Below are 20,901 nucleotides of genomic sequence, written 5' to 3'. Positions count from 1 at the left end.
GCGCACATCCTGCCGGAGCCCGCTCCCGGATCCACCGTCCGCGACGCCCCGCGGCATCGGCCGTCGCCGCGGGACCGGCCCGCGACGTGCCGGAGCCCGGGTAGCGTGGACGCGACGGTGGGAGTCCCGATGAAGGATGACGACGACGTCGACCTGGTGATCGACGCGTGGGGTGCGGCCATGCCCGACGTCGACTTCGCGCCGCTCGACGTGGTGTCCAGGCTCCGGCGCCTGCTGCCGCAGATGCAGCGCATCCGCGAGGGCGCGTTCGCCGCCGAGGGCCTCACCACGAGCGAGTTCGAGTTCCTGTCCGTGCTCCGCCAGCAGGGCGACGCGGGCCTCACGCGCGCCGGGCTCGCCGAGCGCCTCGGCACCGACACGGGCAGCCTCGTGCACCGGGTGAACCGGCTGACCGCGCGCTCCTTCATCACGCGCGAGGAGGATCCGGCGGGCGGCCGCAGCCGGCTCGTGGTGCTCACGCCGTTCGGCATCGAGCGCGTCGACCGGGCGATGCGCCGCCTCGTCGCCGACGAGGACGAGGTGCTCGCCGACCTCAGCCGCGAGCAGATCGCGACCCTCATCGACAGCCTGCGCGTGATCGCCCGCACCACCGAGCGGCTGCGCACGCGCCGGTCCTGACCTCGGGCAGGTCGCGCGGAGGTCCGCCGGAGCACGATGGACGGATGGCAGATACCGCACCCCTCCCGCCCGCCGTCCTCTTCGACATCGACGAGACCCTCATCCACACCGGCGGATCCGGCACCCGCAGCTGGGCCATGGCCTTCCGCGACGTGCACGACGTCGCGGCCGACATCGGCGAGCACTCGTCGGCGGGGGAGACGGATCCGCAGGTCGGCGCCGCCACGTTCCGCGGCGTGATGGGCCGGGATCCCGAGCCCGCCGAGCTCGCCCGCCTCTACGCCTCCTACCTCCGGCACCTCGCCGACGACATCCGCGTCTCCGAGGGCTACCGCGTGCTCGACGGCGCGGAGGCGCTGCTCGACCGGCTGGCCGACGCGGGCGTCGTGCTCGGCGTCGTCTCCGGCGCGATGGAGGGCGCGGCCCGCACGAAGATGGAGCCCGCCCGGCTCGGCCGGTTCTTCGTGTTCGGCGCCTACGGATCCGACGCGCCCGACCGCGTCGACGTCGTCCGCCGGGCCATCGCCACCGCCGGCACCCTCCGCGGCGCCGAGCCCGCGCGCGGCGAGGTCCTCGTCGTCGGCGACACCCCGAACGACATCACCTCCGCGCACGACGCGGGCGCGACCGCCGTGGGCGTCGCGAGCGGCCACTACTCGGCCGACGAGCTGCGCGACGCGGGCGCGGACCTCGTGCTCGACTCCCTGGAGGACCCGGCGCTGGAGCGGCTGCTCGGGCTCTGAGGCCTAGCCCGCGGTCGCGGCCGCCGCGGCCTCCTCGCGGAGCAGCGCCTCGAGCGCCGCGCACGCGTCCACGCGCGTCGCGTCGATGTGCCGGCGCGCGAGATCCGCCGCGCGCTCGCCCTCGCGCCGCTCCACCAGCGCCAGCAGCTCGCGGTGGTCGGCGAGCGAGTCGGGCCTGCGCGCGCTCGCGGCGGGCAGGTAGTGGAAGCGCACGTGCTTCGACATCGACACGACGACCTCGGCCAGCGCGCTGTTGTGCGCGGCGCGGGCCAGGGCCACGTGGAAGTCGTGGTTGAGGCGCGCGAGGTCGGCGGGATCCGCGCTCCGCTCCTGCAGCCGGATCACCCGCTCGAGCTCGCGGAGGTCGTCCGACGTCCGGCGTCCCGCGGCGAGCTCGACGGCCCGCGGCTCCACGAGCGCGCGCGCCTCGAAGAGGTCCACCAGCTCGGACAGCACGCGCGGCCGCACCGACATGCCCTCGTGCGCCCGGTGCACGACCCAGCCGTCGGTCTCGAGCGCCCGCAGCGCCTCGCGCACGGGGATGTGGCTGGTCCCCATCCGCTGGGCGACCTCGTCGGCCTTCACGCGGGATCCGGGGGCGATGACGCCGCCGAGGATCTCCTCCTCGAGCATCACCCGCACGCGCTCCGCGGCGCCGAGACGGGCGGGGACCAGGGCGGGAGCGGGCACCGTCCGATTATAGGATCCGCGGCCGAGCCACCACCCAGACGTGTTTCACATCCCGGAAACACGGTAGAAACGCACGCGTGGCGGCGCCCTGTTCCTATAGGACGCAGCCGGATCCCCACCGGCGTCCCTGACCCGCCGAGGAGGCCCCATGTCGCACCCCGCCGCTCCGCCGGCCGCGCGAACCGCCGTCGATCCCGAGCCCGACCCCGACGCGCGCGCCGCCTTCTCCGAGTACGAGTCGGAGCCCGTGCCCCCGCACGCCCGCCGCCGCACCGCCTCGGTCGCCGCCGTGTGGCTCGGCTTCCCGATGATCCTCACCTGCGCCGTGTTCGGCGGCCTCGTCGTCCACTCGCTCGGCTTCTGGCCGGGCATGGGCGCCATCGCGGTCGGCACCCTCGTCCTCATGGTCTACGTCGGGGCGCTCAGCTACCTCGCCGGCCGCAGCGGCGAGAGCTTCGCGCTCATGGCCATGCGCACGTTCGGGGCGAAGGGGTACGTCGTGCCGGCGGGCTTCCTCGCCACCGTGGTCATCGGCTGGTTCGCGTTCCAGACCGGGCTCACCGGATCCACGCTGCACGGCAGCCTCGGCTGGGACCAGACCGGCACCACGCTCGCGGCCGGCCTCCTCTTCGTCGCGGTCACGCTGCTCGGCATCCGCGCGCTCTCCTGGATCGGCGTGGTCGCCGCGCCCCTGTACCTCGTGCTCGGCGCGGTCGCCGTCGTCATCGTCGCGACGCGGCCGGGCGGCGCCGAGCTGCAGACGGCGCCCGCGGCGGGAGCCGGTGCGCTCAGCTTCGGCGCGGCCGTGACCCTCGTCGTGGCGCTCTTCGCCGACTCGGGCACCATGACCGCCGACTTCACGCGCTGGGCGCGCTCGGGTCGGCAGGCCGTGCTCGCGACCCTCGCCGCGTTCCCCTTCGGCAACGCCGTCGCGCTGGCGGTCGGCGGCCTCGTCGTCGCGCTGGGCGGCGCCGCCGAGCCGGGGACGGCGGGCGGCGACTTCCTCGGCATCCTCGTCGCGCAGGGCGGCGCGCTGGTGCCGCTCGCCGTGCTGTTCGTGGTGGTGAACCTCGGATCCGTGTGCGCCCACTGCCTCTACAACGGCGCCGTCGGCTGGAGCCAGCTCACCGGGATGCGCATGCGCCGCACGACGCTCGTGCTCGGCGCGGTCGGCGTCGTCCTCGCGGTCGCCGGCATCTGGTCGTACTTCGAGACGTGGCTCAACCTGCTGGGCGTGATCGTGCCGCCCATCGGCGTCGTGCTCATCGTCGACCAGCTGGTGCTCGCGCCGCGACGCGCGGCGGCCGGATCCGTCGGCGCGCGCGGTGCCTGGCGCGCCCCCGCCTTCGTCGGCTGGGCGGTCGGCGCCGCGGTCGCGCTCGTGGCCCACGCGTACGCCGACTTCCTGTCGACGGCCGTCGTCGGCATGGTCGTCGGCGCGGTCGTGCTCGTCGTCGCGGACGCCGCTGGGCGGGCGCGCGCCCCGCTCGGCGCGGCCGTCGAGGCGGGGGAGGCCCGCTCGTGAGCGCGGTCACCGTGCCCGCGACCGTCGCGGGCACCACGGCCGTCGCGGCGGATCCGTACGCCTGGCCCTACGACGGCGCCGTCGACGTCGCCCGCACCGCCGTGGTCTGCATCGACTGGCAGGTCGACTTCTGCGGCGTCGGCGGCTACGTCGACCGCATGGGCTACGACCTCGCCCTCACCCGCGCCGGCCTCGCGCCCACCGCCCGCCTGCTCGCGCGGGTGCGGGCGCTCGGCATGACGGTGATCCACACCCGCGAGGGCCACCGCCCCGACCTCTCCGACCTGCCCGCGAACAAGCGCTGGCGGTCGGAGCGCGCGGGTGCCGAGATCGGGAGCGTCGGCCCGTGCGGGCGGATCCTCGTGCGCGGCGAGCCCGGCTGGGAGATCGTCCCCGAGGTGGCCCCGCTCGCGGGCGAGCCCGTGATCGACAAGCCGGGCAAGGGCGCCTTCTACGCGACCGACCTCGACCTGCTGCTGCGCTCGCGCGGCATCGACCGGCTGATCCTCACGGGCATCACGACCGACGTCTGCGTCTCCACGACCATGCGCGAGGCGAACGACCGCGGCTACGAGTGCCTGGTGCTGTCCGACTGCACGGGCGCCACGGATCCGGCGAACCACGAGGCGGCGCTCCGGATGGTCACGATGCAGGGCGGCGTGTTCGGCGCGGTCGCCACCTCCGACGACGTGCTCGCCGCCCTCGGTGGGGCGGCGCCGCGCTCCTGACGGGCGGGATCCCGTCGACCGCCTCCGCGCGGGGCGGGATCACCCGCGGACGCCGGGCCGAGGGTGGGCGGCCGCTGCCCGCTAGTCCGTCCCGCGCAGCCGCGCGACCGTGTGCATCACGTGGTAGATCACGATGGCCGCGATGGTGCCGAGCGCGATGCCGTTGAACGAGACGGTGCCGAGCGTGAAGGTGAAGGGCGCGATCGCGACGATGAGCGCGGTCGCCGCGGTGAGCTGGTTGACGGGCTTCGAGAAGTCCACCTTGTTGTCGAGCCAGATCTTCACGCCGATGATCCCGATGAGGCCGTACAGCGCGGTGGTCACGCCGCCGAGCACGCCCGGCGGGATCGTGTTGATGACCGCGCCGACCTTGGGCGAGAGGCCGAGCAGCACGGCGAAGGCGCCGGCGACCCAGTAGGCGGCGGTCGAGTAGACGCGCGTCGCGGCCATCACGCCGATGTTCTCGCCGTAGGTCGTGGTGCCGGATCCGCCGCCGAGGCCCGCGAGCACGGTCGCGATGCCGTCGGCCAGCAGCGCGCGGCCCGTGAGCTTGTTGACGCTCGCGTCGGTCATCTGCGCGACGCCCCGGATGTGGCCCACGTTCTCGGCGACCAGCACGAGCACGACCGGCAGGAACGCGGGCAGCAGCGACCAGAACTGCGGCGTGATCTCGGGCGCGTGGAACTCGGGCAGCCCGATCCACGCGGCGGCCTCGATCTTCGAGAAGTCGATCTCCTGGCGGATCGCGGCCACGACGTACCCGACGACCACACCGAGCACGATGGAGAGCCGGCCGAGGATCCCGCGGAACAGCACGGTCGAGAGGATCACCGCGGCGAGCGTGATGGTCGCCGTCACGGGCGCGACGACGAAGTTGTCGCGGGCGGCGGAGGCGAGGTTGAAGCCGATGAGCGCGACGATCGCGCCGGCGACGACGGGCGGCAGCAGCGCGTCGATCCAGCCGGTGCCGGTGAGCTGCACGATGCCGCCGACGACCGCCAGCATCACGCCCACCGCGACGATGCCCGCGAGGGCCGCTCCGATGCCGCCCCCGCCCGAGGCCGTCGCCGCGTTGGCCGCGAGGATCGGCGCGATGAACGCGAACGAGGAGCCGAGGTAGCTGGGCAGCCGGTTCTTCGTGATGAGGAGGAAGAGGATCGTCCCGATCCCGGAGAAGAACAGCGTGGTCGTGGGCGGGAAGCCCGTGAGCACCGGCACGAGGAACGTCGCGCCGAACATCGCGACGACGTGCTGCATCCCGAGCCCGACGGTGCGCGGCCAGGTGAGGCGCTCGCCGGGGCCGACGACCGCGGAGGCGTCCACCGCCCGTCCGTCGCCGTGGAGGGTCCAGATCTGTCGGGCCATGCTCGCCTGCTTCCGCGCGGGTGTGTGGGGAGACGCCCCGATCCGCGAGCGTAGCGAGGCCGTGTTGCGGTGGCGTTTCGCGGGGCGGATCCGGCGGCGGTCCGGTGCGCGCTGCGTCAGCTGCGGCGGACGACCACCGAGTTCGCGATGCCCCACACGATGGCCAGCGCCATCGTCTGCCCCCAGATGAACCAGTCGATCCGGCCCATCAGCGTCGTGACCACGAACGCCGCGACCGAGATGACGAGCGCCGCGACCCCCACGACCGCGAAGCCCTGCTGCGCCAGGCGCCCGTCCCGCTCGTCGCGGTACTCCAGCCCGTTGATCCTGGTGACGTCGCGTGCTCCCGGCCGGGCCGCGTACAGGGCCCCCGCGAGGCCCAGGACGCCGAAGACGGTCAGCACGACCGCTCCGGGCACGTTGCCGGTCACCGCGCAGATCAACGCACCGGCGCCGAACACGGACACCAGGATCACGTTCACGCGGGAGATCCCGCGGCGTTCAGTCGTCTTCGACATGGAAGACCTCCTCGACGGATCGGTGGAAGAAGCGGGCCGTCCTCACGGCGAGCGCGAGCGACGGGTCGTAGCGGCCCGTCTCGATGGCGTTGATCGTCTGGCGGGAGACGCCGAGCTCCGCGGCGAGGGCCTGCTGGGAGAGGCCGGCCGCCGTCCGGAGCTCCCTCACCTCGCTGCGCATGGATGACAAGCTAGCTTGACACCCCGGGAGTGTCAAGCGCGCTTGTCACCGTGGCCGCAGGCTCCCGGCGGCGGCAGGGTCGACGCGCCTAGGCTCATGCCCATGAGCGCCGAGACACCTCCGACCGGGATCCGCACCGACGAGCTGGACGAGGGGGTCCGGCCGCAGGACGACCTCTACCTCCACGTGAACGGCCGCTGGCTCGACCGCACCGAGATCCCCGACGACAAGGCCCGCTGGGGCTCGTTCCACCAGCTCGCCGAGGCGGCCGAGGACGCCGTGCGGGTGATCATCGAGGAGGCCGTCGACGCCGAGCCCGGCACCGAGGAGCGGAAGACCGGCGACCTCTTCACGAGCTTCATGGACGAGGAGCGCGTCGAGCGCCTCGGCGTCGAGCCGATCCGCGACCAGCTCGACGCGGCGGCCGCCGTCGCCGACGTCCCGTCCTTCCTCGCGACCCTGGGCCGCCTCGAGCAGACCAACGTCAGCGGCCTGCTCGGCCTCTTCGTCGACAACGACCCGGGCGACCCCGAGCGCTACATCGTCCAGGTCGAGCAGGGCGGCATCGGCCTCCCCGACGAGAGCTACTACCGCGAGGCGGGCCACGCGGCCGTCCGCGACGCCTACCGCGCCTTCGTCGAGAGGATGCTCGGCCTGGCGGAGCTGGACGATCCCGCCGGCCGCGCCGACCGGATCCTCGACCTCGAGACCCGCATCGCCGCCGCCCACTGGGACAACGTCCGCACCCGCGACAGCCAGGCCACCTACAACCTCGTCACCTGGGCTGACCTCCGCGACCTCGTCGCGAAGGCCGCCGGCGCCGACCTCGACGTCTGGCGCGACGCCCTGGAGGCGCCCGCCGCCGCGCTCGACGAGCTCGTGCTCCGCGAGCCGTCGTTCGCCGAGGGCCTCGGCGCGCTGCTGACGGACGCCGAGGTCCCGGCGCTCCGCGACTGGCTCACCTGGCAGGTCGTCCGCTCCAACGCGGCCCTCCTCCCCAAGGCCTTCTCGGAGGCGTCGTTCGACTTCTACGGCCGCACGCTCACGGGCGCGCCCGAGCAGCGCGTGCGGTGGAAGCGCGGCGTCTCGCTGGTCGAGGGATCCATGGGCGAGGCCATCGGCCGCATCTACGTCGACCGCCACTTCTCCCGCACCGCGAAGGCCGAGATGGACGTGCTCGTCGGCCACCTCGTCGAGGCGTACCGGCAGTCCATCTCCGGCCTCGACTGGATGACCGAGGAGACCCGCGGCCGGGCGCTCGAGAAGCTCGAGAAGTTCACCCCGAAGATCGGCTTCCCGGACACGTGGCGCGACTACTCGGCGCTCGAGATCGACCCGACCGACCTCGTGGGCAACGTCCGCGCGACCGCCCGGTTCGAGACGCGCCGCGAGCTCGCGAAGATCGGGGCCCCGCTCGACCGCGACGAGTGGTTCATGACGCCGCAGACCATCAACGCGTACTACAACCCCGGCTTCAACGAGATCGTGTTCCCGGCCGCGATCCTGCAGTTCCCGTTCTTCGACGAGGCGCGGGATCCGGCCGCGAACTACGGCGCGATCGGCGCGGTCATCGGCCACGAGATCGGCCACGGCTTCGACGACCAGGGCTCGCGCTACGACGGCGACGGCCGCCTCACCGACTGGTGGACCCCGGCCGACCGGGCCGCGTTCGAGGAGCGCACGGCGTCCCTCATCCAGCAGTACGACGCCCTGGTGCCCGCGCAGCTCACGGCCGAGGACGCGCCCCACGTCAACGGCGCGCTCACGATCGGCGAGAACATCGGCGACCTCGGCGGCCTGTCCATCGCGTGGAAGGCGTACCTCCTCTCGCTCGAGGGCGCCGAGCCGCCGGTCATCGACGGCCTCACGGGTGCCGAGCGCTTCTTCCTCTCCTGGGCGCAGGCCTGGCAGCAGAAGGGCCGCGACGCCGAGGTGATGCGCCTGCTCGCCATCGACCCCCATGCGCCGAACGAGTTCCGCTGCAACCAGATCGTCCGCAACATCGACGCGTTCTACGACACGTTCGACGTGCAGCCGGGCGACGGCCTCTGGCTCGACGAGGGGGCCCGCGTCACCATCTGGTGACGCGCCGCGCGATGGTCGCCGCCGGCGAGGATCCGCGCCGCCGCCCCCGCCACGCCGGGGGCGGTCCGGCGCGCCACGCGGGGGAGGAGCCCACCGACGGCTTCCGCCCCGCCTTCCGCGCGCTCGGCGGCCTCGCCCTCGACGGGATGCGCGTCGCGGCCCGCGCGATCGACCTCGACTCGGGCGAGGTCGTGCTCGAGGTCGACGACCACGTCGCCCTGCCCGCCGCGGGCCTCGGCCGCGTGCTCCTCCTCATCGAGCTCTCCGCGCGCATGACCGGCGGCGACCTCTCGCCGCTGCACCTCGTCGACCGCGGACCCGACGACGAGGGCGGCACCGCGGGCCTCTGGCGCCACCTCGTGGTGCCGTCGCTGCCCGTCACGGACCTCGCGTCGCTCGTCGGCGCGACCGGCGACGCGGCGGCGACCAACGCGCTCCTCGGTCTCGTCGGCCTCGACGCCGTCCGCACGCGCGCCGAGTCCCTCGGCCTCCGCCGCACGGCGCTGCTCGACGTGGCGCGCGGCACCCGCGGGCCGGACGACGCCCCGCAGCTCTCCGTGGGATCCGCCCGCGAGCTCGCGTCGCTCTTCGCCTCGCTCGTGCACGGCGAGGTCGTCGACGAGGAGACGAGCACGCGCGTGGTCGGCTGGCTCGCGCTCAACACCGACCGGTCGCTGGTGGCCGCCTCCTTCGGGCTGGATGCGCCGGTGGGCCGCGGCGGCGAGCACGGCATGGCGCTGGTCGACTGCACGGGTGTCGACGCGGGCGTGCGCGCCGAGGCGGGCGTGCTCCGCGGGCCGCGCGGCGCGGTCGCGTACGCGGTGATGGTGCACTTCGACGACGCCGACCTCCGCGCCCGGCTCGCCGTCCGCGACGCCCTGGGCGTGGTCGGGCTCGACCTGCTGGAGCACGTGCACTGAGCCCCGCGGATCCCGTCGCCCATCGGCCGCGGATCCGCCCGGGCGTAGAGTCGGTTGTCGTCCGCCACCCGCCCGGACGACGGAGGAGACCCCCGCATGACCGGCATGAACCCCGCCACCGCCAAGCGCCTCGCCCGCGACGACGTCGCGCCCGTCTACGCGGAGGTGGATGCGGCCATCGCGCGCGCGGAGATCCCCGGCACCCCGGAGTGGCAGGAGAAGGTCCGCGGCCGCATCGTCATGGTGCGCCACGGTCAGACCGAGTGGAGCGTCAACGGGCGCCACACCGGCACGACCGACATCCCCCTCACCGAGACGGGCGAGGAGCAGGCGCGCGCGGTCGGCGAGGTGCTCGCCGGCACGGAGTTCGGTCTGGTGCTCGCGAGCCCCCGGGCGCGCGCGCAGCGCACGGCCGAGCTCATCGGCTACGGCGACCAGGCCGAGGTCGACGACCGCCTGGTCGAGTTCGACTACGGCGCGTACGAGGGCCGCACGACCGCCGATATCCAGTCCGAGCGCGGCCACTGGGACCTCTGGACCGACGGCGTCCCCGCGGGCGACACCCCGGGGGAGACGTCCCAGCAGGTCCGCGACCGCGTGCTCCAGGTGCTCGAGCGCGTGCTGCCCGTGCTCGAGTCCGGCCAGGACGTGCTGCTCGTCGCGCACGCCCACGTGATCCGGTCCCTCGCCGTCGCGTGGGTCGGCCTGCCCGCCGAGGCCGGCGGCATCCTCACCCTCTCCACCTCCACGCTCAGCGAGCTCGGCTTCGAGCACGGCCGCCACGCGATCATGCGCTGGAACTGCCCGGCGGACGGCTGGGCGCCGTCGCCCGTGGGCGGCAGCCGCTAGCCGCCGGCCGCCCGGGTCGTCCCGCGGGCCTGCCCGGTCGCGCGTCGGCCGCCCGCCCGAGTGCGGACCGATCGCCCGGCGCGGTCGGGCAGGGGCCCGGCGCGTAGGATCGCCCCTCGTGGCACAGAAGAAGAAGCGCATCCGGCAGGCCCCCTCGTCCGCAGCACGGACCCGTCCCGGATCCCCGGCCAAGGCCCGCTCCGGCAACCCCGCGCAGGTGCGGAAGGCCACCGCGGGCGACTGGATCTCCGGCGCCCGCATCCGCACCCTCCCGCTCGCCGTCGCCCCCGTCGCGATCGGCACGGGCGCCGCGCGCGCGATGGGACCCGACGGCCTCGACCTCGGCCTCGCGCTCCTCTGCCTCGCCGTCGCGGTGCTGCTGCAGATCGGCGTGAACTACGCCAACGACTACTCCGACGGCGTCCGCGGCACCGACGACGTGCGCGTCGGCCCCGCCCGCCTCACCGGATCCGGCGCCGCGAAGCCCCGCACCGTGCTCACGGTGGCGCTCACGTTCTTCGGCCTCGCGGCGGTCGCCGGGCTCGTGATCGTGCTCATCACCGGTCACTGGTGGCTGCTCGCGGTCGGCGCCGTCGCCATCGTCGCGGCCTACTTCTACACGGGCGGGAAGAAGCCGTACGGCTACGCCGGGCTGGGCGACGTCGTCGTCTTCGTGTTCTTCGGCCTGGTCGCGACGGCGGGCACGCAGTTCATCCTCATCGGCCGGATCACGGGCGAGGGCTGGCTGGGCGGCGTCGCGGCCGGCGGCTTCGCGTGCGCCGTGCTCATGGTCAACAACATCCGCGACATCGAGCAGGACGGCAAGGTCGGCAAGCGCACCCTGGCGGTGCGGCTCGGCCCGCGCGGCTCGCGCATCGTCTACTGCATCGAGATCGCCGTCGCCTACGGCATCGTCGTCTTCTTCTTCCTCTTCTACCCGAAGGCGCTGCTCGTGCTGTTCACGCTCGTGCTGGCGCTGCCGGCCGCGATCATCGCGTGCACGGGACGCACCCCCAAGGAGCTGATCCTGTCGCTGCAGCTCACGAGCATGGCCGCGCTCACGTTCGGCCTGGGGCTCGGCGCCGCGTTCGCGTTCTGAGCGCGGCGGATCCCGACCTCGTCCGGGCGCTCGCCGCGGACCACGAGACCTGGACCACCGACGACCCCCGGCTGCTCGCCCTGCGGCAGCGTGAGGGCGCCCGGCGTCGAGCGGTCCTCGTGGTCGACGCGGCACTCGGCGCGTGGTGGGCGGAGCGGACGGCGGCGGATCCCGAGCGGGCGGCCGCCGCGCTGGCAGCCCGCGTCGCGCGGGCGATCGCGGACGCGGACGCGGGAGCGGGGGAGAGGTACCTCGTGCTCGACAGCGGTCGCCTCACGCCGTCGACCCGCACCACGCCGCCCGCGGTGCGCGACACGACGCCGTCGAAGGGCGGCCGGTGGGTCGCCTACGTGCCCCTGGAGCGGGACGGCTCCGCGGACCCGGCCTGACCCGCGCGCCTCAGCTGCGCTCGGCCTCGCCGTCGGCGCGCGGGGCCGCGGAGGCGGTGTCGGCGGATCCGGCGCCCGGCGTGCCCGCGACCCCGGTCGCGACGTCCGGGGCACCCGCCGTGCGCGCCCGGCGCTCGGCCGCGTCGACCGCGGCGTCCTCGGAGTCGTCGTCCTCCACGGGCTTGCGGCGCCCGGCGGCGACGGCCGCGAGATCCGCCGCCATGGCCTCGCGCTGCTTGCGCAGGAAGATGTAGGACCCGCAGAACGACACCACCGCGCCGATGACGGCGGCCAGCGGCCAGAAGTCCGGGCTCACGGCGACCACCAGCCCGAACGGGACGGCGAACAGGAGGATGCGGACGACGGTGTAGACGAGCCAGTAGCGACGGGAACTCACCGGGCAAGCATAGGTCGGGCGCCTGTGCGGGCCCCTCGCCCGTGGGGTGCACCACCGCCCAGCCCGGGTCCGGCCCGCGCCCTCTTCCCGCTCGCTGGACGCCCGGCGTCCTCCCCGGTTGCGGAGCTACCATCGGGAGATGCCCCGCCTGCTGATCGGTCTCGCCGTCGTGATCGTGTTCTTCACGGTCTTCGTCATCGTGGACACCTCCCTGACGCCGCGGACCCGCATGCGCGGTCTCCCGAAGCCCGCCTGGATCGCGGTGGTCGTCCTGGTGCCCGTCATCGGCGGCATCCTGTGGCTGACCGTCGGCAAGGACCGCACCGACCTGGCCCGTGCGTCGGGCCGCCGTCTCGGCCCGGACGACGACCCCGACTTCCTCTCCGGCCTCGGCCGCACCCGGTCGGAGGAGGAGCGGATCCGCCGCCTCGAGCAGGAGCTCGCCGACCTCGACAGCGACGGCACCGGTCCCGACGACCCGCAGGAGCCCGGCACCGCGGGCGGCCCGACCCGGCCGAACCGCGACGACGACGACCGCGCGCCCGGCCGCCGGGACGCCTGACCGCCGGTGATCGAGACCCGCTCCCACCTCGCCCACCAGCCGTCCTCCACCTCGCCCCGCACGGGCAACCCGTCCACGGATCGCGCGCTCGCGATGCTGCTGGCGCTCGTGCGCGAGGGCGTCACCGACGTCGTCCTCTGCCCCGGATCCCGCTCCCAGGCCCTCGCGCTCGTCGCGGCGGAGCTGGAGCGCGTCGAGGGCGTGCGCCTGCACGTCCGCATCGACGAGCGCGCCGCCGGGTTCCTCGCGCTCGGCCTCGGCGTCGAGTCCGGCCGCCCGGCGCCCGTCATCACCACCTCCGGCACGGCCGTCGCGAACCTGCACCCGGCCGTGCTCGAGGGCTGGCACTCGGGCGTGCCGATGCTGCTCGTCACGGGCGACCGCCCGGCCGAGCTCCGCGGCATCGCGAGCAACCAGACCACCCGCCAGCCCGGCATGTTCGGCGACCGGGTCGCGTGCGTCGACGTGCCCGCGCCCGAGGAGACCGACGACGACCTCGCGCGCGACGCGGGTCTCGCGCGCGACGCGTACCGCCGGGCCCGCGACGGGCGCACACCCGTGCACGTCAACGTGGCGTTCCGGGATCCGCTGTCCGTCGCCGTGCCGGACCTGACGGACGCCGTCGCGGAGGCGCGGGCCGCCGCCTCGGTCGCCGACACCGCCGACACGGCGCCCGCCGCCGACGTCCTCGACCTCCCGCACGGCCCGCGCACGCTCGTCGTCGCCGGGCACGCCGCGGGCGAGGCCGCCGAGGAGCTCGCGCGCGCCGGCGGCTGGCCGCTCGCCGCCGAGATCTCCAGCGGATCCCACTTCGGCCCGAACCTCGTCGTCTCGTTCCGCGAGCTGCTCGCCCGCGAGGGCTTCGGCGACCGGGTCGAGCGCGTCATCGTGTTCGGCCACCCCACGCTCACCCGCGAGGTCCCGCTGCTCGTGGGGCGCGAGGACGTGGAGGCGATCGTCGTCGGATCCACCGGCGGCGAGGACTACGACCCGCGCCACCGCGTCACCGCCCACCCGGCCGCCGTGCGCGTGGTGGGCGAGCCCGAGGATCCCGCCGACGCCCGCCGCTGGCTCGGCACCTGGGTGCAGGCGAGCCGCGCGATCCTCGACGAGGCCACCGCGGCCGAGTCCGCGCCGCTGCTGCCCTCCGGCACCACGCCCGCCGAGCGCCGGGACTTCGCGCGCGCCGAGCTCGCCGCCGTGCGCGCCGACGTCACCCGCCGCCACCTCGTGCGCGCGCTGTGGCAGGCCACCTGGCCGCACGACCGGCTCGTGCTCGGGGCGTCGCGCCTCATCCGCGAGGCCGACCGCGCGCTCCCCGGCAAGCGCGTCCGCGTGCACGCCAACCGCGGGCTCGCCGGCATCGACGGCACCGTCTCCACCGGCCTCGGCATCGCGCTCGCGTCGCAGGCGGGATCCGGCAGCGCGGCCGCCGGGATCACGCGGGTGCTCGTCGGCGACCTCACGCTCCTGCACGACGTCGGCTCGCTGCTCATCGGCACGGGCGAGCGTATGCCCCGGATCCAGGTCGTCGTCGGCAACGACGGCGGCGGCACCATCTTCGACGGCCTCGAGGTCTCCCGCACGGCCGCTCCCGACGCCGTCGACCGCGTGATGTTCACCCCGCAGCGGGTGGACCTCGAGGGCCTCGCCCGCGCCTACGGATGGGCGTACCTGCGCGCCGCGACGCACGGCGAGCTGGAGGCGGCCCTCACGACCGCGTCCGAGGCGCCGCTCCTCATCGAGGTGCCGCTGGCCCGGTAGCGGACCCGCGCCCGCGCCGCTCCGCGGTCAGGCCGGGATCGCTCCGCGCCACGTGCGCAGCAGCTCGCGCTCGGAGCCGGTGAGGTCGGCCGCGTCGAAGAGCGCGTCGAGGTCGATCCCCGCCATCGCCTCCCGGAACGCCGCCTCGCTCGTGGTGCCGCGCTCGGCGAGGAAGGCCTCGATCGCCGGCTCCATGTCGGGCTGGCCGGTGTTCGTCGACCGCTCGGGGCCGCGACGGATGGACTCGAGGTAGTCGTCGACGATGTCGTCCTGCTCCGCGCCCGCCGCGAGCAGCAGGAGGAGCGCGACGAGGCCCGTGCGGTCGCGACCGGCGCCGCAGTGGAAGAGGACGCCGCCGGCGGGGGCGTGCGCGATCGTGCGCAGCGCGGCGCCGGCCCGGTCCGGCAGCTCGGCGAGGTGCGGCAGGTAGTAGAGCGGGGTGCCGACGAGGCCCGTGTCCCAGTACGGCACCCAGAACGCGGGGTGGTCGTCGAGGCCGTCGAGGTCGACGTGCACCACGTGGATCCATCCGGGGCGCGGATGCGTGTCCCGCGCGCGCTCGGCCGGCTGGCGGAGGTCGAGCACCGTGCGGTAGCCGAGCTCGCGCAGCCGCTCCCAGCCGGCGTCGGCGATGAGGTCGGCGTCCTCGCAGCGGGCGAAGGCGCCGGTGGGCGTCGTGCCGCCGTCCCGGAGGCGGATGCCGCCGAGGTCGCGGGCGTTGACGAGGCCGTCGATCGGGAGGGTGCGGTCGGATGCGGTCATCGTCCGAGTCGAGCACGCCGGCGCGCGGGCACGCGTCCGACGAGGGAGTGATCCTCGTCTTCCGGACCTAGCCGAGCGCCTCCACCACGGGCCGGAACTTCATGGCCGTCTCGGCGCGCTCGCGCTCCGGGTCGGACCCCGCGACGATGCCGGCGCCCGCGTGCGCGACGATGGCGCCGGACGGATCCACCTGGGCGCCCCGCAGCGCGATCGCCCACTCGCCGTCGCCGTCGGCCGCGACCCAGCCGACCGGGCCGGCGTAGCGCCCGCGGTCGGCGGGCTCCAGCTCGGCGATGAGCGACAGGGCGGCGGCCGTCGGGTGCCCGGCGACCGCGGCCGTCGGGTGCAGCGCGCCCACGAGGTCGAGCGAGGAGGATCCGTCGCCGAGCGTGCCCGTGACGTCGCTCGCCAGGTGCCACAGGTTCGGCAGCTTGAGGGTGAAGGGCGCGTCGGTCGTCGACAGGTCGCGGCTGTGCGGGCGGAGGGCGTCCAGCACGCTGTCGCGCGCGAACGCGTGCTCCTCGTTGTCCTTGGGGCTCGCGGCGAGGCCGGCGGCCGCCGCCGCGTCGGCCCGCGCGTCGGTGCCGCGCGACACGGTGCCGGCGAGCACGCGCGCGCCGACGGTGCCGCCGCCGACGCGCACGAGCGTCTCGGGGCTCGCGCCGATCAGGCCGTCGACCGCGTAGGTCCAGCAGTCGGGGTAGCCCAGCGCGAAGCGGCTGAGGGCGAGGCGCAGGTCGCCGCCGAGGGGGAGCCGGCCGATGAGGTCGCGCGCCAGCACGACCTTCTGCAGGTCGCCGGCGTCGATCGCGGCGACGGCGCGCGCGACGGCGGCCTCGTAGTCGTCGGGGCCCATGGATCCGGGGCGCAGGTGCAGGCGGTACTCGGCGCCGGAGCGCTCGGGCACGGGGACGGAGCCCGCCGCAAGAGCGTCGAGCGGGGAGGCGACGTCGCCGGCCTCCTGGTCGGCCAGCCGGATCCGCGTCACCCACGACACCCCGTCGCGCCGCCCGACGACGACGCGCGGCACCACGAGGACGCTCGCGGCCTCCGAGTCGTCCGCGAACGCGAAGGCGCCGAACGCGATGAGGCCGGTGCCGGGGATCCCGAGCGGGTCCGTCACGGTCGCGGCCGCGGCCACCTCGCGCCACGCGGCGGCGGCGTCGCGCACGCGGTCGGGCCCGCGGAACTCCAGCCGGAGGGCCTCGCCGATGCCGCCCATCCCGGATCCGTGCCGCAGCCACAGGAGCGGGTGCCGGGCGTCGAGGAGGGGGACGAGCCGGGCGATGGAGTCGACGGGGGTGGTGTCGACGAGCAGCGCTCGGACGCGGGATGCGGTCACGGATGCCAGCCTACCGCCGGGGATCCGGGCCTCCCCGGGGCCCGCGACGGCCCCCGGTGCCCCAGCCCGGCGCCCGCCGCCCCCGTCCTCTGATCGGCCCCTGGGCATCCGGCCGCCGCCCACCGCGTGCCCAGCGCGCCCGAATAGACTGACCGCGTGATGCGAGCAGACCTCAGCAAGAAGCCCGGCCAGGTGTCGGCCATGTTCGACGAGGTCTCGAGCGCCTACGACCGCACGAACACCCTCCTCTCGGTAGGCAACGACCAGCTGTGGCGCGTCGCGACCACGCGGGCCGTCGCCCCCGTCGCCGGGGAGCGGATCCTCGACCTCGCCGCCGGCACGGGCACCTCGAGCGCGGCGCTCGCCGCATCCGGCGCCCACGTGGTCGCCGCCGACTTCTCCGAGGGCATGCTCGAGGTCGGCCGCCGCCGTCACGCCGGGAACCCGCGCATCGAGTTCGTGCACGCCGACGCCACCGACCTCCCCTTCGACGACGACTCCTTCGACGCCGTCACCATCTCCTTCGGCCTCCGCAACGTGGTGGAGCCCCGGAAGGGCCTCGACGAGCTGCTCCGCGTGCTCAAGCCCGGCGGCCGCATCGTCATCTGCGAGTTCAGCACGCCGCCCGTCCCGCTGGTCCGCCGCGGCTACGACCTCTACATGAAGGCCGTCGCGCCGTCGCTCGTGAAGCTCGTGAGCTCCAACGCCAGCGCGTACGAGTACCTCAACGAGTCGATCCAGGCCTGGCCCGACCAGGAGACGCTGTCGTCGTGGCTCCGCGAGGCTGGATTCGCGTCGGTCGAGCACCGTAACCTCACTGCGGGGATCGTGGCGCTGCACCGCGGCGTCAAGCCGGCCGGCCGTCACGCCGCTCCCCGTCCCGCCGCGTCCTGACCGCGCGTGAACCCACAGACAAGGACGCCGAACATGAGTCCGAGCATCCCGCTCGCCCGCCGCGGCACCTCCGTCGCCTCCCACGCCAGCATCACCGAGCGCCTCTTCTCGTCCTCGGGCGACCGCCGGATGGCGCGCAGCATCGACGACGGGCTCGCGCTCGTCGAGGAGCAGCTCCTCCGCGAGGTGCGCTTCGCCGACGACGTGGCCGACGTCACCACCCGCTACCTGCTCGACGCGGGCGGCAAGCGCGTGCGCCCGATGCTCGCGCTCCTCATCGCCCAGCTCGGCGAGGGCAACACGCAGCAGGTGGTCGACGCGGCCGTCGCCATCGAGATCACGCACCTCGCCTCGCTGTATCACGACGACGTCATGGACGAGGCGGACATGCGCCGCGGCGTCCCGAGCGCGCAGGCCGTCTGGGGCAACTCCATCGCGATCCTCGCGGGCGACCTCCTCTTCGCCCGCGCCAGCAAGATCGTCGCCGACCTCGGCCCCCGCGCCATCCGGCTGCAGGCCGCCACGTTCGAGCGCCTCGTCCTCGGCCAGCTGCACGAGACCATCGGCCCGCGCGAGGACCAGGACCCCATCGAGCACTACCTCGACGTCCTCGCCGACAAGACCGGCTCCCTCATCGCCTGCGCGGCGCAGATGGGCGTCATCTACTCCGGCGCGGATCCCGAGCTCGAGTCGGCCGTGCTGGCGTTCGGCGAGCGCACGGGCGTGGCCTTCCAGCTCGTGGACGACGTGCTCGACCTCGCCGACCAGCCCGAGGAGACCGGCAAGCTCGCCGGCACCGACCTCCGCGCCGGCGTCTCCACGCTCCCGCTGCTCTACCTGACCCGCCTCGCGGCCACGGACCAGGACGCGGCGACGCTGCTCGCCCGCATCCAGCGCGACGTCGAGCACGAGGAGACGCCCGAGTCCGAGGCCGACCTCACGGCGGCCATCGCCGAGCTCCGCGACCACGAGGTCACGGCCCGCACCATCGCGGAGGCGCACCGCTGGGCCGCCGAGGCGGTCGAGGCGCTCGCCCCGCTCCCCGAGGGCCCGGTCAAGAAGGCGCTCACGCGCTTCGCCGACACCATCGTCGAGCGCACGCGCTAGCTGACGCTCGTCCCCGCCGGCTCTCGCGGGGATCCGCACCACCACGCCCCCGACGGCCGGCACGGGGACGACGACGAACCGGAGACACCAGTGACCAAGCTCAGGCTGGCCATCGTGGGCGCAGGGCCCGCGGGCATCTACGCGGCCGACATCATCCTGAAGGCCGAGAAGCAGTTCGACGTCTCCATCGACCTGTTCGAGCGCCTCCCCGCGCCGTACGGCCTCGTCCGCTACGGCGTCGCGCCCGACCACCCGCGCATCAAGGGCATCGTCAACGCGCTGCGCGACGTGCTCGACCGCGGCGACATCCGCATCTTCGGCAACGTCGACTACGGCCGCGACATCACGCTGGAGGACCTGCAGGAGCACTACAACGCGGTCATCTTCTCCACGGGCGCGATCCGCGACGCCGAGCTCGACATCCCCGGCATCGACCTGCCGGGCTCCTACGGCGCGGCCGACTTCGTCAACTGGTTCGACGGCCACCCCGACTTCCCGCGCGACTGGCCGCTCGACGCGCGCGAGGTCGCCGTCATCGGCAACGGCAACGTGGCGCTCGACGTGGCGCGCATGCTGTCCAAGCACGCCGACGACCTGCTGCCCACCGAGATCCCGGACAACGTCTACACGGGCCTCAAGCGCTCGCCCGTCACCGACGTGCACGTCTTCGGCCGCCGCGGACCCGCGCAGGTGAAGTTCACGCCGCTCGAGCTGCGCGAGCTCGGCGAGGTGCCCGACGTCGACGTGGTCGTCTACGACGAGGACTTCGGCGTGGATCCCGCCGCCGAGGAGGCCGCGAAGACCAACAAGCAGGTCATGGTCATCAGCCGCGTGCTGGAGAAGTGGCGCACGCGCGCGGCCGGCACCGCGTCCCGCCGCCTGCACCTGCACTTCTACTCCCGCCCCGCCGAGGTGCTCGCGTCCGACGACGCCGAGCCGCGCGTCGCGGGCCTGCGCATCGAGCGCACGCGCCCCGACGGCCTCGGAGGCGTCGAGGGCACGGGCGAGTTCCGCGACGTGCCCGTGCAGGCGATCTACCGCGCGGTCGGCTACTTCGGCTCGCCCGTCGACGGGATCCCGTTCGACGAGCGCCGCGGCGTCATCCCGAACCACGAGGGCCAGGTCCTCGACATGGACAACGCACGCATCCCCGGCGTCTACGCCACGGGCTGGATCAAGCGCGGCCCCATCGGCCTCATCGGGCACACCAAGTCCGACGCCATGGAGACCGTCTCGCACGTGCTCAACGACCAGGGCGACTGGTGGACCCCCGGGGCGCCCGAGGAGCAGGCGATCGTCGACCTCCTCACCGAGCGCGGCATCGAGTACACCGACCTCGCCGGGTGGCACGCGCTCGACGAGCACGAGATCGCGCTGGGCGAGCCGCACGGCCGCGCCCGCATCAAGGTGGTCGAGCGCGACGAGATGCTCGAGGCGTCGCGCACACGCCAGTCCGTGTGATCCGCATCCCCTGATCGACGCCGACGGGCGTCCGCGGTCCTCCCGCGGTCGCCCGTCCGTCGTCCGTCCCCAGCCGCGCGCCGGGTCCCCTCGCGGCCGGGCCGCTCCCTCTAGGGTCGCCGCGTGATCCCCGACGCCTCGCCCGTCCTCCTCGTCGCGACCGGGCTCGCCGGTGCCGCCGTCGGCGCCGCCTCCCCGGCCCTCGCCCGCGTCGCCCTCGCGGGAGGCCGCCGCCCCGACGGCCTCGACGCCCGCCCGCTGGATCCGCTCCCCGGCCTCGGCCGCGCCGCCGCGGTCGTCGCCGCCCTCGTCACGGGCATCCTCGCGGCCACCGTCGTCGCCGAGACGCCGCCCGCGCGGATCCCCGTGGCGCTCCTGGTCGTCGCGGTCGGCCCGGTGCTCGTCCTGGCCGACCTCGCCGCGCACCGCCTGCCGGACCGGGCCACCGGCCCCGCGGCGGTGGCGGCGGCCGCGCTCGCGCTGGTCGACGGCGGATCCGGTCTCCTCGTCCAGGCCGCGGCGTGCGGCGCGGGCGCGTTCCTCCTGCTGGCGCTCCTCCGGGCCGCGACGGGCGGCGGCCTCGGCGCGGGCGACGTGAAGCTCGCCGGCGTCGTCGGCCTCGCGCTCGGCCAGCTCGGTGCCGCGCAGGTCGCGCTGGGACTCGCCGCGGGCACGCTGCTCGGCGGCGTGGCGGCCACGGCGCTGCTCGTCGCCAGCCGCGCCCACGCGTCGACCGCGGTCCCGTTCGGCCCGTGGCTCGTGCTGGGCGCGCTCGTCGTGGTGTCCGCTCCCCGTACGCTCGCATGAGCGTGCGACGACCCCGGCCGATGGTTGCCTGTACGCGCGGTCCCCCTCGCCCCGACAGGCGTACGGTGGAGGAA

22 protein-coding genes are annotated in these 20,901 nt (G+C 74.9%); 15 read left to right on the top strand and 7 right to left on the bottom strand.

Annotated features, from left to right (window positions below; all coding sequences use genetic code 11):
* Positions 1-129 precede the first annotated feature (129 nt).
* Together BFL37_RS13085 and BFL37_RS13080 are read left to right on the top strand one after the other, a co-directional pair.
* Positions 130-639, top strand: a complete 510-nt coding sequence (locus tag BFL37_RS13085; RefSeq protein ID WP_086515532.1) for a MarR family winged helix-turn-helix transcriptional regulator — start codon at positions 130-132, stop codon at positions 637-639.
* Between the two features lie 44 nt (positions 640-683).
* Entirely contained in the window at positions 684-1,382 is a 699-nt protein-coding gene (locus BFL37_RS13080; RefSeq protein WP_086515531.1) for an HAD family hydrolase, read from the top strand.
* A 3-nt stretch (positions 1,383-1,385) separates the two neighbouring features.
* Here BFL37_RS13080 and BFL37_RS13075 read toward each other — a convergent pair whose 3' ends face one another.
* The gene (locus BFL37_RS13075; RefSeq protein ID WP_086515530.1) at positions 1,386-2,072 is read right to left on the bottom strand and encodes a GntR family transcriptional regulator; all 687 of its coding nucleotides are present in this window, start codon (positions 2,070-2,072) and stop codon (positions 1,386-1,388) included.
* Positions 2,073-2,220: 148 nt separating this feature from the next.
* Between BFL37_RS13075 and BFL37_RS13070 the strand changes: the two genes are divergently transcribed.
* Both BFL37_RS13070 and biuH read left to right on the top strand, forming a co-directional pair.
* Positions 2,221-3,597 carry a purine-cytosine permease family protein gene (locus tag BFL37_RS13070; protein WP_086515529.1) on the top strand — a complete coding sequence of 459 codons (1,377 nt, stop codon included), beginning with the start codon at positions 2,221-2,223 and terminating at the stop codon, positions 3,595-3,597.
* Complete coding sequence (biuH, locus tag BFL37_RS13065; RefSeq protein WP_086515528.1) at positions 3,594-4,325, top strand: biuret amidohydrolase; 732 nt, start codon at positions 3,594-3,596, stop codon at positions 4,323-4,325. Before BFL37_RS13070 ends, biuH begins: the two co-directional genes overlap by 4 nt.
* An 81-nt stretch (positions 4,326-4,406) precedes the next feature.
* Here biuH and BFL37_RS13060 read toward each other — a convergent pair whose 3' ends face one another.
* From BFL37_RS13060 to BFL37_RS13050, 3 genes are all read right to left on the bottom strand, one after another.
* Positions 4,407-5,690, bottom strand: a complete 1,284-nt coding sequence (locus tag BFL37_RS13060) for a uracil-xanthine permease family protein (RefSeq protein ID WP_086515527.1) — start codon at positions 5,688-5,690, stop codon at positions 4,407-4,409.
* 116 nt (positions 5,691-5,806) lie between these two features.
* A complete protein-coding gene (locus BFL37_RS13055; protein ID WP_086515526.1) occupies positions 5,807-6,208 on the bottom strand; it encodes a hypothetical protein in 402 nt (133 codons plus the stop codon).
* Entirely contained in the window at positions 6,192-6,389 is a 198-nt protein-coding gene (locus BFL37_RS13050) for a helix-turn-helix transcriptional regulator (protein ID WP_086515525.1), read from the bottom strand. The genes BFL37_RS13055 and BFL37_RS13050 overlap by 17 nt, the downstream gene beginning before the upstream one ends.
* Positions 6,390-6,491: 102 nt before the next feature.
* On the opposite strand from BFL37_RS13050, the gene BFL37_RS13045 reads away from it, so the two are divergent.
* From BFL37_RS13045 to BFL37_RS13025, 5 genes are all read left to right on the top strand, one after another.
* A complete protein-coding gene (locus BFL37_RS13045) occupies positions 6,492-8,474 on the top strand; it encodes a M13 family metallopeptidase (protein WP_086515524.1) in 1,983 nt (660 codons plus the stop codon).
* An 11-nt stretch (positions 8,475-8,485) separates the two neighbouring features.
* Entirely contained in the window at positions 8,486-9,394 is a 909-nt protein-coding gene (locus tag BFL37_RS13040; RefSeq protein WP_086515731.1) for a serine hydrolase, read from the top strand.
* A 96-nt stretch (positions 9,395-9,490) separates the two neighbouring features.
* A complete protein-coding gene (locus BFL37_RS13035; RefSeq protein ID WP_086515523.1) occupies positions 9,491-10,243 on the top strand; it encodes a histidine phosphatase family protein in 753 nt (250 codons plus the stop codon).
* 118 nt (positions 10,244-10,361) lie between these two features.
* Entirely contained in the window at positions 10,362-11,342 is a 981-nt protein-coding gene (locus BFL37_RS13030) for a 1,4-dihydroxy-2-naphthoate polyprenyltransferase (protein WP_431305861.1), read from the top strand.
* Between the two features lie 119 nt (positions 11,343-11,461).
* On the top strand, positions 11,462-11,731 hold the full coding sequence (locus BFL37_RS13025; RefSeq protein ID WP_241534078.1) for a hypothetical protein: 270 nt from the start codon (positions 11,462-11,464) through the stop codon (positions 11,729-11,731).
* 10 nt (positions 11,732-11,741) lie between these two features.
* On the opposite strand, the gene BFL37_RS13020 is transcribed toward BFL37_RS13025, so the two are convergent.
* Positions 11,742-12,128: a DUF4229 domain-containing protein gene (locus BFL37_RS13020; RefSeq protein ID WP_086515522.1), complete on the bottom strand. Its 387-nt coding sequence runs from the start codon at positions 12,126-12,128 to the stop codon at positions 11,742-11,744.
* 139 nt (positions 12,129-12,267) lie between these two features.
* Here BFL37_RS13020 and BFL37_RS13015 point away from each other — a divergent pair, with 139 nt between their 5' ends.
* Both BFL37_RS13015 and menD read left to right on the top strand, forming a co-directional pair.
* Positions 12,268-12,690, top strand: coding sequence for a PLD nuclease N-terminal domain-containing protein (locus BFL37_RS13015; RefSeq protein WP_086515521.1), 423 nt, complete (start codon positions 12,268-12,270; stop codon positions 12,688-12,690).
* Positions 12,691-12,783: 93 nt separating this feature from the next.
* A complete protein-coding gene (gene menD, locus BFL37_RS13010; protein WP_241534097.1) occupies positions 12,784-14,454 on the top strand; it encodes a 2-succinyl-5-enolpyruvyl-6-hydroxy-3-cyclohexene-1-carboxylic-acid synthase in 1,671 nt (556 codons plus the stop codon).
* 27 nt (positions 14,455-14,481) lie between these two features.
* Here menD and BFL37_RS13005 read toward each other — a convergent pair whose 3' ends face one another.
* On the bottom strand, positions 14,482-15,216 hold the full coding sequence (locus tag BFL37_RS13005; protein ID WP_086515519.1) for a tyrosine-protein phosphatase: 735 nt from the start codon (positions 15,214-15,216) through the stop codon (positions 14,482-14,484).
* 67 nt (positions 15,217-15,283) lie between these two features.
* Entirely contained in the window at positions 15,284-16,558 is a 1,275-nt protein-coding gene (locus BFL37_RS13000) for an isochorismate synthase (protein ID WP_086515518.1), read from the bottom strand.
* Between the two features lie 159 nt (positions 16,559-16,717).
* Here BFL37_RS13000 and ubiE point away from each other — a divergent pair, with 159 nt between their 5' ends.
* From ubiE to BFL37_RS12980, 4 genes are all read left to right on the top strand, one after another.
* Positions 16,718-17,452 carry a bifunctional demethylmenaquinone methyltransferase/2-methoxy-6-polyprenyl-1,4-benzoquinol methylase UbiE gene (ubiE, locus tag BFL37_RS12995; protein ID WP_086515517.1) on the top strand — a complete coding sequence of 245 codons (735 nt, stop codon included), beginning with the start codon at positions 16,718-16,720 and terminating at the stop codon, positions 17,450-17,452.
* A gap of 33 nt (positions 17,453-17,485) precedes the next feature.
* A complete protein-coding gene (locus BFL37_RS12990) occupies positions 17,486-18,559 on the top strand; it encodes a polyprenyl synthetase family protein (RefSeq protein ID WP_086515516.1) in 1,074 nt (357 codons plus the stop codon).
* A 90-nt stretch (positions 18,560-18,649) separates the two neighbouring features.
* A complete protein-coding gene (locus tag BFL37_RS12985; protein WP_086515515.1) occupies positions 18,650-20,020 on the top strand; it encodes an FAD-dependent oxidoreductase in 1,371 nt (456 codons plus the stop codon).
* 123 nt (positions 20,021-20,143) lie between these two features.
* Positions 20,144-20,827 (top strand): prepilin peptidase, encoded by a 684-nt coding sequence (locus BFL37_RS12980; RefSeq protein ID WP_086515514.1) that lies wholly within the window; start codon positions 20,144-20,146, stop codon positions 20,825-20,827.
* The last annotated feature ends 74 nt before the right edge of the window (positions 20,828-20,901 follow it).

It is taken from the genome of Clavibacter michiganensis, from assembly GCF_002151125.1.
Taxonomy (GTDB): domain Bacteria; phylum Actinomycetota; class Actinomycetes; order Actinomycetales; family Microbacteriaceae; genus Clavibacter; species Clavibacter michiganensis_C.
This window is presented reverse-complemented; position numbering and strand designations above follow the sequence as displayed.

Excerpts from the sequence above, each read along its gene's own strand:
- BFL37_RS13085 (WP_086515532.1), top strand. The coding sequence starts at position 130 with ATGAAGGATGACGACGACGTCGACCTGGTGATCGACGCGTGGGGTGCG.
- BFL37_RS13080 (WP_086515531.1), top strand. The coding sequence starts at position 684 with ATGGCAGATACCGCACCCCTCCCGCCCGCCGTCCTCTTCGACATCGAC.
- BFL37_RS13070 (WP_086515529.1), top strand. The coding sequence starts at position 2,221 with ATGTCGCACCCCGCCGCTCCGCCGGCCGCGCGAACCGCCGTCGATCCC.
- BFL37_RS13060 (WP_086515527.1), bottom strand. The coding sequence starts at position 5,690 with ATGGCCCGACAGATCTGGACCCTCCACGGCGACGGACGGGCGGTGGAC.
- BFL37_RS13055 (WP_086515526.1), bottom strand. The coding sequence starts at position 6,208 with ATGTCGAAGACGACTGAACGCCGCGGGATCTCCCGCGTGAACGTGATC.
- BFL37_RS13050 (WP_086515525.1), bottom strand. The coding sequence starts at position 6,389 with ATGCGCAGCGAGGTGAGGGAGCTCCGGACGGCGGCCGGCCTCTCCCAG.
- BFL37_RS13045 (WP_086515524.1), top strand. The coding sequence starts at position 6,492 with ATGAGCGCCGAGACACCTCCGACCGGGATCCGCACCGACGAGCTGGAC.
- BFL37_RS13040 (WP_086515731.1), top strand. The coding sequence starts at position 8,486 with ATGGTCGCCGCCGGCGAGGATCCGCGCCGCCGCCCCCGCCACGCCGGG.
- BFL37_RS13035 (WP_086515523.1), top strand. The coding sequence starts at position 9,491 with ATGACCGGCATGAACCCCGCCACCGCCAAGCGCCTCGCCCGCGACGAC.
- BFL37_RS13015 (WP_086515521.1), top strand. The coding sequence starts at position 12,268 with ATGCCCCGCCTGCTGATCGGTCTCGCCGTCGTGATCGTGTTCTTCACG.
- menD (WP_241534097.1), top strand. The coding sequence starts at position 12,784 with ATGCTGCTGGCGCTCGTGCGCGAGGGCGTCACCGACGTCGTCCTCTGC.
- BFL37_RS13005 (WP_086515519.1), bottom strand. The coding sequence starts at position 15,216 with ATGACCGCATCCGACCGCACCCTCCCGATCGACGGCCTCGTCAACGCC.
- ubiE (WP_086515517.1), top strand. The coding sequence starts at position 16,718 with ATGCGAGCAGACCTCAGCAAGAAGCCCGGCCAGGTGTCGGCCATGTTC.
- BFL37_RS12990 (WP_086515516.1), top strand. The coding sequence starts at position 17,486 with ATGAGTCCGAGCATCCCGCTCGCCCGCCGCGGCACCTCCGTCGCCTCC.